Source organism: Ramlibacter monticola (assembly GCF_016722785.1).
Lineage (GTDB): Bacteria > Pseudomonadota > Gammaproteobacteria > Burkholderiales > Burkholderiaceae_C > Ramlibacter > Ramlibacter monticola.
In genome coordinates this window covers 480,738-491,242 of record NZ_JAEQNE010000002.1, presented here as the reverse complement: position 1 = coordinate 491,242, position 10,505 = coordinate 480,738, and the positions used below count along the sequence as shown (strand labels likewise).

Here is a 10,505-nt window from a genome sequence, read left to right as displayed (position 1 = left end):
GCGGCCGCTGGCAAGCGCCGCGGTCTTGTGCGCTCAGGCGAGCAAGCGCAGCGTCCAGGATGGAGCGGGAGTCGAGCAGGCCGAAATGGAGGCCGCGCGCACGCTGCGCGAACGTGGCTGGAAGGTCGATTACCTGACGGTGCGGGGCAGGGCCGAACTGCAGCCTCCGTCCGCAGGCGATGCACTGGTTGCGCTCGGCGCCGCCCGGCTCGGGACCACGCGCCTGGTCGACAGCCTGGAATTCTGAGCGCCCTGGCCGCGGCTCGCGAGCCCTACGCGACCAGCACCAGGGCACCGAACGCCAGCACGACGCTGCCAGTGCCGAGCGCCAGCCAGACATCCCGGACCGCGTCCCCCGTGAGTCGGCCGATCCAGGCCGTCGCCAGACAGGCGCCGCCGATCACGGCCAGGATCAGGGCGATGTCTTCCTGGGTCATGCCTGCAAGCCCTCCCATGCAACGCCCGAAACGGGGCCGTAGCGCGCGAGCCAGCACAGCACGTGCGCCGCGCCGTCGGTGCGGTCGATGACCTGTCGCTCCAGTCCGATCAGGCGTGCCAGGGGCAGCTCCGCACGCACGACGATCCGGCCGCGCTCGAGGGTGGTCGCATCCGGCTTCAGAGAGCATGGCGCTAGCAATCGCAGCAGGTCCAGCCGGTACGCGCGCGGCGCGTCGATGCGCAGGAACATCAGGGGGACCAGCAGCTTTCCCGTCGCGCGATCCATCACGGTGTGGACTGTCGGGCATTCGAACGCGACCACTCCGCCGTACGCTTGCCGCAGCAGGTGCTGCGCTTCGGCCAAAGCGAGGCCGTTGCGAGCCAGGATCTGCCCGCCGGCGCCGTGGCGCAGGATGCGGAAGCGATCCGGCCGCGAGAGCGCGTCCAGAAGGTTCTGGCCGCCCAACGCGAGCGGCTTTCCATGGGTCGCGCCCACCTTCTGGCGAAGCGGCAGCAGGTCCAGCTCCCGCGTGTCCAGGGCCTCCATGTCGTCGCGGGTCAACACTGCGGGAAAGCTCATGACGCACTCCTTTCGGCGGGGCGCATGGGCAGCGCGGGGCGTGCGATGCCGCTGCCGATGCGGCGCGCGGCGACCGGCGCGGTCGCCTGCAGCCAGGTCTGCGGCACCAGCAGCACGTCGCTGGAGCCCCAGCTCAGGACGCGGTGCGCGACGCTGCCACAGAGGAAGTCCTCCCACGCGCTGCTGCGCTTCTTGCCCAGCACGACGAGGTCCGCACCCGAGTGCTCCTGCTGGATCACGGTCTGCCGCCCCGGGTCGCCCCGTCCGATCGCGGTGAGCACGCGGTTCCTGCGCGCATCGAAGGAATCGGTGAGCGCCACGATCCGCTGCCGCGCGTCGCGCAGGCGCTTCTGCCGATAGGCACGCACGGCGACTTCGGGCGCCTCGGCGGAGCGCAGCTTCGATTCGTCCATCATGCCGACGGCGTGGAACAGCTCCAGTCCCGCTTGCGGATCGAACTCGCCGGCCAGCTTCACCAGTGCCTGCGATGCCGCGGAGAAGTCGACCGCCACCAGGATGTGCCGATAAGGCCCGGCGAGCGGCTGGCGCGCGACGAGCACGGGACACCGGCAGCGCCGCAGAAGGCGCAGCACCGGCTGGCCGCGAAAGAAGGCCGCCGTGGTGCGCTCGTGGCGATGCGGCAGAACCACGAGGTCCGCCCCGCGCGCTTCCGCGGCGAGCTCCTCCAGCTCGAAGGCCCTCGCGCTCGCCGTCCTGACCCGCAGCCCGAGGCGGTCCTCGAGCCGGCGGGCCATGTCGGCCAGGCGCGCAGGGGCGCCGGGTTGTGCGGGCTGCCCGTGCGTGGGCACGTACAGCAGCTTGATGGCGGCGCGGTGCATCGCGGCGAGCTGGCCGGCCCGCTGCACGGCGACATCTTCCCGCGCGGAAAGATCGGTGAGGGCAAGGATGGACTTGATGCTCATGGCGTGTTCCAGGTGAGGCCGCGCCGGGCGTGACGCCCCGGTCGGGCAGGGGAGCGGAAGCGAGGAGCGCGGCGACTACGTCACGTAGTCACCGGTCGCCTCCGGCTGGAACAGGATCCCTTCGATCTGGGCCACGGTCTCTTCGCCACCCGGGCCGGTCCATTGGGCGAGCGCGCCGACGGTGCGGCCGATCAGGCCCATGCCCGCCGGCGACAGCACGGAGATCGATCCGGTGGAGGGATCGGCATCGGCGGGATAGCACACGGCCAGGATCTGGCGCCGCTGCAGCTTGAGGTCGCGGATCACGAAGCGCGCGTACATCGTCACCACGTCGGGCGGGATCGCGTGGGACGGCAGCACCTGCGCGTCGTCCAGGATGTCGGCGAGCTGCGGGAACGCGCCCGCAGCGGTGAGCTTGCGCAGGCGGACGGAATCGAGCTCGGTGAGCTTGCGCTCACCGGAATGCGGGGCACGCACGGTTGGCACTCCATTCGAACGCGGACCGTCGCTGGGCGAAAGCGGTCCGCAGGCGCGCGGCGGGCTTGGCCCGGTGGTCGATGGATGCGCTGAAGGGGAGAAGGGGGCGACCGCCGGGCTCAGGAATGTGCGGGCGTTCGCTGCAGGCCCGCCAGCATGGGCGCGAGCGCGCGCTCGAGGCGCGTCGCATCGGCGATCCCGGTGTGGCAGGTGAGGCGTGTCATGCAGGCAGTATAGGCGCGCCACCGCGCATGCGGCCCATTCTGGCAAGGGATCGAGGGGCATTGCGCAGGCGCCTGGCCGCGCCGGCGGGACCCATAGACTTGGGCCGTGACACGCGCTCGCTTCAGCGTCGCGCCGGGTGTCGTCACCATGGGCGCGCAGGTGTTCCTCGTCGGCGACGCCGGGGAGCCGCCGACGCAGGTGACGCTCGTCTACCCGCAGGACGCCGACAGCGCCAGCGGCCGCATCTCGGTGCTGTCGCCGCTCGGGGCGAGCCTGTTCGGCCTGTCCGTGGGCGAGACGGCGAGCTGGCGCGCGTTCGGCCGCGTCCACTCCGCCCGCATCGTGTCCGTGCTCGCGAAGCACGCCAACGCGCGCGGGGTGGCGCCATGACGCAGCAGAAGGCGATCGAGCCGTCGTCAGGTCCAGCAACACCAGGTCGTATCGCTCTCGTGTGGAACGGACGAAGTCCGCCCCGTCCTCGCAGAGCACCCGCACCCGCGGATCGTCCAGCGCGGCGCGGTGGATGGCAGACAAGCACTGCGCCAGGCGATCCGGCGCAGCGCGATGGACGAGGCGGACTACGGCGGCGCGGCCGCGCTCGTCAAGACGAGGTCCGGGCATTCGCAGTCGCAAAGGTCGGCGGTGAGGTGCAATCCTTCCATCGATCAATCCTTCCGCCAGGCGCTGGAAGGGGCGCCCGAAGCCAGGTCATAGCGGACCAGCCACGTGAAGACCTGCGCGGAGTGGTCGGTGCCGGAGAGGAGCGCTTCCTCGAAACCGAGAAGGGACGCGAGCGGGATTTCGGCGCGCACGATGGCGCGGCGTTTCTGCAGTTCCACGTCCTGCACGCGCGCCCCGCGGGAACGCAGCATCTGCGTCAACGGGTCCAGGCGCTCGCGCCGGCCATTCACCTTCACGAACATCAGTGGCTCCAGTGAGACGCCGCGAAGAGGATCGACATACGTGTGGACCACCGGCTCGGCGAAGCGGACCGCACCGCGGTGCGCGTCCCGGACCGCAACGCGTCCCTGGACCAGTGCGCGCTCGTGCAAGGCCCTGATCTCACCGGAGTCGCCCCGGGCGAGGATGGCGAAGCTGCCGCCGTTGCCTGCCGCTCCGACTGCGTCCAGCGGCCCTGCCGCTCCGGAGAGAACGCGCCATTGCTGCCGCAGCGGCATCCGCGCGTGAGCCAGATCGTCGCCGCGCAGAACGAAAAAATCAGTAGGCTTGCGCCCACCCTCAGGTGTCGTATGCATGGAAGCACTCCCATCGAGTGCGAGTACCGCTGCGGCGGCTCGCAGACGCGCCTGGGCTTGCCCGGCGGTCGATAGTCAGCGCTGATCGGAGAAAGGGGCCGCCGGGCTCAGGAATCTGCTGGCGTGCTTCGATGATTCGAACTGCGCGTTCGCGTCGGCAGCGCCGCGCCAGCACCCTGCGCTGATGGCGCGGCGCATGGATGGCGATGGACGAAGGCGTAATGCAGCATGGCTGGCGGTGGAATGGATCACGCAGTGTAGGCCGGTTGCTTGCGGCTCGGCACAAGACCCAGCAAAGCTTGCCAGAATACGCGCAAGCCTTGCTCCGGACCATGCAGTGCCTATACTTGCGACGTGATGTCCTCGGTCCTTTCCCATTCGCGCTGCACATGTGCTTCACTGCTTCTGCTGCGGGTGAGGGTTCGCGCGTGCTCCGCCGCGTTGCGCAGGCTTGGGTTGCATCCAACGGCCGCACATTCCTGAGCCCGGCGGTCCGCACTTTCCCCCAGCGCACCTCACGACCGTCGGGCCAACTCCGCGCCAACCCGAGCCCCTTGCAGGGCTCCAGTCCGATGGAGTTCGTTCATGGATGCAGTGAACCTCGGCGAGCGCACGCTCACCGAACTTGATTTCGGCCGCCTCAGCCAACTGCGCGAGGTCCAGACCTCCTTCCAGTTCTCGACGCTCCTGGACCGAGCAGACGTGGTGGAGCCTTTGCTCGCACCGTGCGATGTCGTGACGATGTACGCGCAGGTGGATCTCGAAGACGTCGCCACGGGACGCCGCCACCGGTTCGTGCTCTGCTACCCCGGGCAGACGGAGCCGAGGGAGGGCTATATCTCCGTGCTATCGCCTGTCGGCATGGCCCTGATCGGGCTGCGGGTGGGCGCTGTCGCGCAGTGGCACTCGCCCTCCGGACAGCCATGCAAGGCACGCGTGATGGCGGTCTCGCGGATCGCGCAGTTCAGCGCCTGAATTGGGAGGAGCAACACGCAAGAGCGTGCCCGGCGCGGCACGCGCGTACGGCCATGGATTTCACCAAGAGTCTTGTCAGATTGAAGAACCCGTGCGCGGAAGGTTTCCGCGGGTACGCGGGGCATTACCGGCACGGCGCGGACTACCAGCAAGCGAACCGGGAGTCCAGTGCGTGCATGTCGGCTGGCCACGGACCGGAAGGGCTGCTCAGTGGATTCCGGGTTGGCCAGGGGGCGATGCATGCGGATTGATGTGGCGCTGGCCCATCGCGATATCGACGCTGAACTGGGGATGCTGCACGGGCGCATGCAGCGTCCCGGAGACGCGCTTCACGGGCTGCCGGCGATCGCCACCACGTGGCACGACTTCGTCCTTCGCTACCGCGAAGCCGACGGTCAGTTCTACGTGTACGTCGAAGACACGGCGCGCAACCGCTTGGCCGGCAGCACGGTGTTCCACAGGGTTTTCGAGATCGATCGCCAAGCGGAGCGCTATCTGCGCAGCCCGCACTCCAGGTACGCGTCGGCCTACACCCGACGCGGCCTCGGCTCCGCCGTCTACCGATGGGCGCTGCACGCCGGCATGTGCCTGATGAGCGGGCCGCGGCAATCCGTGGCCGCGCACCGCCTCTGGATGTCACTGGCCAGATCCCATGAATTGCTGTTCGTCCAGATGCGCGACAGGCAGCTTCACTGCATCGGCTCCCCCATCGAGCCTGCCATGTTCCAGGATCTCGACACCCGCATGGTCCTGCTCGGCGCGGGGTGGAGCCCCGACCGGCTCGCAAGGCAGCTCGCATCCCGTCAAATTCAACAAGTTGATGAAAGGAAATGACCATGGAAATTCGCCTCCACCTGCTGGAATCGTTCGCGGCTACCGGTTCCGACGGATGCCGCTACAAGGTCTGCGCGTACGAACGCCTCGGTCTCGTGCCCGGAAGCGCCGATCAGTGGGAACCCACCGGGGTCGCCGAGTACCGGCTCGAGGATGGCCGGCACGTGGAGGTCTCCAAGGACGATGCGATGCGCCTGGCGGGGTCGGGCGTCATCCTGAACCGCGCCTGACGCATCCGGATGCCGAGTCACGGATCAAGCGCCCGGCCGCTGCGTGAGCGGTAGGGCTGCGTGGCCGCGAAGGAGCCACGCTGACCTGACGCTCTCGCCCTTCCCGGGCGAGGCTCGATCCATCGAGAGCTTCTTCGGTTGGGCCGCGAACAGCGCGTCGAAGTTCTCCCGATCAAGTGGATAAGCCGGCAGCGCGCATCGCAGCGCGAAGAATGGCGGCCACGGCCCCAAGGGCCAGCACGCCGACGCACCAGAACAACATGAACCAGCCTGCCCGCCGCAGCCATGCCCCGGTATCGTGCCTCATCAATGGTAGCCCTCTCCATGGTGAACCTTGCCCCTGAACACCCAGTAGCCCCAGGCCGTATAGCCGAGGATCATGGGAACGATCAGCAATGCTCCAACCAGCGTGAAACCCAGGCTTCGGGGCGGTCCGGCTGCCTGCCAGAGGGTCACGGACGGTGGCACCACATTCGGCCAGAGACTGATGCCCAGGCCTGAATAGCCAAGGAAGACCAGCCCCAGCGTGAGCAGGAAGGGCATGGCATGGCTGCGGTGATCGCGCAACTTGCGCTGCAACAGCACGCCGCAAACGAGGACGAGGGCCGGGACGGGGGAGAACCAGGCGATGTTGGGCCAGGTGAACCACTTTTGCGCGATGGCGGGTTGTGCCAGGGGCGTCCACACACTGATGGTGGCGATCACCAGCAGCAGGATCCAGGTGAGGGGCGTGGCGAGAGCGCGCAGCCGCTCCTGCAGCCTGCCCTCGGTCTTCATCACGAGCCATGTTGCCCCCAGCAGGGCATACGCCGCGATGAGCCCGCATCCCACGAAGAGCGGGAAAGGCGTGAGCCAGGTGAACGCACCCGCGACGAATTTTCCATCGAGAACGGGGATGCCCTGGAGGAACGCCCCCAAGGTGACACCCTGGAAGTAGGTGGCAGCATAGGAGCCGAGGGTGAACGCCTTGTCCCAATAGTGCCGCTTTGCTTCGGGAGCCTTGAACCTGAACTCGAACGCCACGCCCCGGAAGATCAGGCCGACCAGCATGAACACGAGCGGCAGGTACAACGCAGTCAGGATCGCCGCATAGGCAATCGGGAAGGCCACGAACAGGCCTGCTCCGCCCAGCACGAGCCAGGTTTCGTTGCCGTCCCACACGGGCGCGACGGTGTTCATCATGACGTCCCGGTCCTTCCTGTCCCGGAAGAACGGATACAGGATCCCGATGCCGAGATCGAAGCCGTCCATGACGACGTACATCATCACGCTGAACAGGATGAGGATCGCCCAGACCAGCGGCAGGTCAATGGCCATGATGCTCGCTCCTCGCAACGGTCACCGCCTCGAGATCATCGAAGGTTTCCGGCGCACCGGACAGTGGCCGCATGGGCTGGCGCATCTGCCCCGCCCCCCCTTGCGGAGTCGGCTCGCCGCTTTCCGGGCCCTTGCCGATGATCCGCAGCAGGTAAACCGTCCCGGTACCGAACACGAGCGTGTACACAAGGACGAAAAGCGCGAGCGTGAACCCCACTTGCGACGCATCGTGCGCAGACACTGCATCGGCCGTTCGCATGACCCCGTAGATCACCCAAGGCTGCCGTCCAATTTCCGTGGTCACCCAGCCTGCCAGGATGGCCAGCAGGCCTGCTGGCCCCATGGCGAGCGCGAACTGCAAGTACGCGCGTGACGCATAGATTCGGTTGCGGCGGTGCAGCCACGCGCCGAGGACGGCCAGGACGATCATCAGGAATCCCAGTCCCACCATCAGCCGGAAGCTCCAGAACACCACCAGGGAATCCGGCCGGTCCTCCTTCGGGAATTCCTTCAATCCCGGGAACTGGCCGTCCCACGTGTGCGTGAGCAGCATGCTGCCGAGCCGCGGTATTTCGACGGCGTAGCGTGTCTTCTCCGCATCCATGTCGGGGAGCCCGAAGAGGATCAGCGGAACGGCCTCCCCCGGCTTGTTCTCCCAGTGGCCTTCGATGGCTGCCAGCTTGGCCGGTTGGTGTTCCAGCGTGTTCAGGCCGTGCAGGTCGCCAACGAAGGCTTGCAGCGGCGCGACGACGAGCAGCATGCCCAGCCCCATCGCGAGCATCTTGCGCACGGGTGCGTCATCGCGGCCACGCAAGAGGTGCCAGGCAGCGCTCGCCACCACGAGCAAGGCGGTGGCAAGGAAGGCCGCAAACACCATGTGGACGAGGCGATAAGGGAACGACGGGTTGAAGATGATCGCCAGCCAATCGACTGGCACGACACGCCCGTCGATGATCTCGTGCCCCTGGGGAGTCTGCATCCAGCTGTTGGACGCCAGGATCCAGGTGGCTGAGATCAGGGTCCCTAGCGCCACCATGATGGTGGCGAAGAAGTGCAGTCCAGGGCCGACGCGGTGCATGCCGAAGAGCATGACGCCCAGGAACCCGGCTTCCAGAAAAAATGCGGTCAGCACCTCGTAGGTCAGGAGCGGCCCTGTCACGCCACCCGCAAACCTGGAGAACTCCGCCCAGTTCGTGCCGAACTGGTAAGCCATCACCAGTCCGGACACCACGCCCATCCCGAATGCGACCGCGAACACTTTCTTCCAGAAGTGGAACAAGTCGCGATAGATCGCGTTTCCCGATTTCAGCCACAGCCCCTCGAGCACGGCCAGGTAGCTGGCCAGTCCGATGGTCAAGGCTGGAAAGACGATGTGGAAGGAAATCGTGAACGCAAACTGCACACGCGCCAGCAGCAGTGCATCCATGCCTGTCCTTTCTTCTCCAGTTCAGCGAGTCAAGGGAAGTAGCGGGTACTCGCGGACGTGCGCTTCACCTGTGTCAGGCAAAGGTTGCCACGGAGTTTGCGATGACCGCCAGCGTACCGATGAAGATCAGGAGCAGCACGAAGGCGACCAGGATCAGCACCAGTGGGTTGCCGCGCAGGGGAATATCCGCCATGTCCTTGCGGCGACCCAGGCCGACAAAGCCCCACAGGACGGTCTTGATCTGGCGAATCACGTTCACGGCGTAGGCCTTTCATCGAAACCGCTGCACGCGAATGCGTCGCACGAGTGCGCCGCGCATGAACGGAGGCGGAGGTGGATAGGATTTGCGCTTGCAGTGCCCGGCAAGTCGGCCCTGCAGTGGCTGGCATCGCCGGGCTCAGGAAAGTCCTGGCGTTGTGCTGCGATACCGCGAGGAAGCGAGCGAGAAGAAAGCAGATGGCACGCCTGCAAGTCTATTCCCGGCGCAGAACACCGCAACGCGTTCACCCAATGCCCCTGTACTCCTTGCCAGAATGCGTCAAGCGCTTCGTGGGCGGTCCCGTATACTTGCGCCCATGACACGGCTCGCCTGGTCGCATCGAATCGTTCTGGCCACCTTTGCCTTTGCAGCAGAGGGCTGGGCCGCGCGGTCGTTTGCGCGCTCCAGGGCGGGCTTGCAGTGCACGCCCGCACATTCCTGAGCCCGGCGGTCGCTACTTTCACATCCAGCGCTATCCATCCACCGCCGGGCAAACCACCGGCGCGTCGCGAGCCCAATCACTAGCTTTGGCTCGCACTTGAATGGAGTGCCTTGATGCGTGCCTCGAACTTTGGCGAGCCGAAGCTCGCCCAGCCTGACTTCACCCGACCCGGGAAACTCACCGCACCTGGTGCGGATTCGAGACTCCGCGCCGGACCCTTCCCGCTGAAGCGGATCCTGGTGCTCAGCGACCTCACGGACGTGGCGGACAATGCCGCCTGGCGCGCCGGATTGCTCGCGCGGGAACACGGAGCATGGCTGCGCATTGTGCACGTGCGCCCCTGGCATGAAGGCGCCGTCCGGGCACAACGCATCCTCGAGACATTGGCGTGGCGCTTGCAGGAGCACCTGCGCATCGCGGTGGTCGCCCAGTCGCTGCGTGGGAGCCTGCGCCGCGAAATCGCTGCCGCCGCGAGCGGTGCCGACTTGCTTGTCACGGGTGGGTCGGCGGGGCGGTGGACACGCTCCTGGATCGCCGACATTCATCCGGACACGCTGGCGCAACATTGCGGACTTCCGACTCTCGTCGTGCGCAAGGCAGCCACCCAGCCATATCAGCGCGTCATTGCCGGGGTGCAGCATGGGCTGGGTGCTCCGACCAGCATCGCGGTGGCCTCCGGAATGGCAGGGGGGCCTCACGTGCAGATGTTGCGCGAGTTCGGCAAGGACATCGAGCTCCTGCCGCGGGAGCATCACGGATTCGAAAGCCGTGCGGGACAGGTTGAGGCGCGCATCCACCACCTGGCGCAGGCCACGCCCGGTGCGCGCATGAAGGAAGCACCATGCGTGATCTTCACGCGATCGCTGGATGTGCTCCTGGAAAAGGAAGAAGTGCTCTTTCCCGACCTGGTGGTGGTCCCCCGCGCGGCCGGCAAGCTGCCGCCGTGGATTGCGCCCTCGCTACCGCGCCGCCTGCTGGCGCATACGAGGGCCGACACGCTGATTCTCCAGGCAATTCGGCCGGTACCGGCAACCTCGAGCCTGGGCGACGCGCCAACCCCGCTCGGCGCACATGGCGCGAACGTGTGGTCCTCGTGACGCGAGGGCGGATCGAGCCGGACCAG

At 67.1% G+C, this 10,505-nt stretch carries 15 protein-coding genes; 6 read left to right on the top strand and 9 right to left on the bottom strand.

The genetic code is table 11. The features are described 5' to 3' along the window. Positions 1-85 precede the first annotated feature (85 nt). Positions 86-247 (top strand): hypothetical protein, encoded by a 162-nt coding sequence (locus JJ685_RS10300; RefSeq protein ID WP_408015464.1) that lies wholly within the window; start codon positions 86-88, stop codon positions 245-247. A gap of 25 nt (positions 248-272) precedes the next feature. Here JJ685_RS10300 and JJ685_RS10295 read toward each other — a convergent pair whose 3' ends face one another. The 4 genes from JJ685_RS10295 to JJ685_RS29780 form a co-directional block, all read right to left on the bottom strand. Next, positions 273-437 carry a hypothetical protein gene (locus JJ685_RS10295; RefSeq protein WP_201674152.1) on the bottom strand — a complete coding sequence of 55 codons (165 nt, stop codon included), beginning with the start codon at positions 435-437 and terminating at the stop codon, positions 273-275. Beyond that, on the bottom strand, positions 434-1,018 hold the full coding sequence (locus JJ685_RS10290) for a hypothetical protein (protein WP_201674151.1): 585 nt from the start codon (positions 1,016-1,018) through the stop codon (positions 434-436). The genes JJ685_RS10295 and JJ685_RS10290 overlap by 4 nt, the downstream gene beginning before the upstream one ends. Beyond that, on the bottom strand, positions 1,015-1,941 hold the full coding sequence (locus JJ685_RS10285) for a universal stress protein (protein ID WP_201674150.1): 927 nt from the start codon (positions 1,939-1,941) through the stop codon (positions 1,015-1,017). The genes JJ685_RS10290 and JJ685_RS10285 overlap by 4 nt, the downstream gene beginning before the upstream one ends. Positions 1,942-2,016: 75 nt before the next feature. After that, positions 2,017-2,418: a GreA/GreB family elongation factor gene (locus tag JJ685_RS29780; protein WP_330901745.1), complete on the bottom strand. Its 402-nt coding sequence runs from the start codon at positions 2,416-2,418 to the stop codon at positions 2,017-2,019. 330 nt (positions 2,419-2,748) lie between these two features. Between JJ685_RS29780 and JJ685_RS10275 the strand changes: the two genes are divergently transcribed. Continuing rightward, positions 2,749-3,033 carry a GreA/GreB family elongation factor gene (locus JJ685_RS10275; RefSeq protein WP_330901744.1) on the top strand — a complete coding sequence of 95 codons (285 nt, stop codon included), beginning with the start codon at positions 2,749-2,751 and terminating at the stop codon, positions 3,031-3,033. Between the two features lie 275 nt (positions 3,034-3,308). Here the strand turns inward: JJ685_RS10275 and JJ685_RS10270 are convergent, their stop codons facing one another. Continuing rightward, the gene (locus JJ685_RS10270) at positions 3,309-3,899 is read right to left on the bottom strand and encodes a hypothetical protein (RefSeq protein ID WP_201674148.1); all 591 of its coding nucleotides are present in this window, start codon (positions 3,897-3,899) and stop codon (positions 3,309-3,311) included. Positions 3,900-4,484: 585 nt separating this feature from the next. Between JJ685_RS10270 and JJ685_RS10265 the strand changes: the two genes are divergently transcribed. The 3 genes from JJ685_RS10265 (at position 4,485) to JJ685_RS10255 (ending at position 5,938) form a co-directional block, all read left to right on the top strand. After that, positions 4,485-4,874, top strand: a complete 390-nt coding sequence (locus JJ685_RS10265; RefSeq protein ID WP_201674147.1) for a GreA/GreB family elongation factor — start codon at positions 4,485-4,487, stop codon at positions 4,872-4,874. A gap of 240 nt (positions 4,875-5,114) precedes the next feature. Next, entirely contained in the window at positions 5,115-5,708 is a 594-nt protein-coding gene (locus JJ685_RS10260) for an N-acetyltransferase (protein ID WP_201674146.1), read from the top strand. A gap of 2 nt (positions 5,709-5,710) precedes the next feature. Then, the gene (locus JJ685_RS10255) at positions 5,711-5,938 is read left to right on the top strand and encodes a hypothetical protein (RefSeq protein ID WP_201674145.1); all 228 of its coding nucleotides are present in this window, start codon (positions 5,711-5,713) and stop codon (positions 5,936-5,938) included. 172 nt (positions 5,939-6,110) lie between these two features. On the opposite strand, the gene JJ685_RS10250 is transcribed toward JJ685_RS10255, so the two are convergent. The 4 genes from JJ685_RS10250 to JJ685_RS29775 all read right to left on the bottom strand — a co-directional run bounded on the left by JJ685_RS10250 (position 6,111) and on the right by JJ685_RS29775 (position 8,940). Next, complete coding sequence (locus tag JJ685_RS10250) at positions 6,111-6,245, bottom strand: DUF2474 domain-containing protein (protein WP_201674144.1); 135 nt, start codon at positions 6,243-6,245, stop codon at positions 6,111-6,113. After that, the gene (cydB, locus tag JJ685_RS10245; RefSeq protein ID WP_201674143.1) at positions 6,245-7,255 is read right to left on the bottom strand and encodes a cytochrome d ubiquinol oxidase subunit II; all 1,011 of its coding nucleotides are present in this window, start codon (positions 7,253-7,255) and stop codon (positions 6,245-6,247) included. Before cydB ends, JJ685_RS10250 begins: the two co-directional genes overlap by 1 nt. Next, positions 7,245-8,681, bottom strand: coding sequence for a cytochrome ubiquinol oxidase subunit I (locus JJ685_RS10240; protein ID WP_201674142.1), 1,437 nt, complete (start codon positions 8,679-8,681; stop codon positions 7,245-7,247). Before JJ685_RS10240 ends, cydB begins: the two co-directional genes overlap by 11 nt. A gap of 73 nt (positions 8,682-8,754) precedes the next feature. Continuing rightward, positions 8,755-8,940: a DUF2970 domain-containing protein gene (locus JJ685_RS29775; RefSeq protein ID WP_201674141.1), complete on the bottom strand. Its 186-nt coding sequence runs from the start codon at positions 8,938-8,940 to the stop codon at positions 8,755-8,757. Positions 8,941-9,495: 555 nt separating this feature from the next. Between JJ685_RS29775 and JJ685_RS10230 the strand changes: the two genes are divergently transcribed. Beyond that, a complete protein-coding gene (locus tag JJ685_RS10230) occupies positions 9,496-10,479 on the top strand; it encodes a universal stress protein (protein ID WP_201674140.1) in 984 nt (327 codons plus the stop codon). Positions 10,480-10,505: the final 26 nt, after the last annotated feature.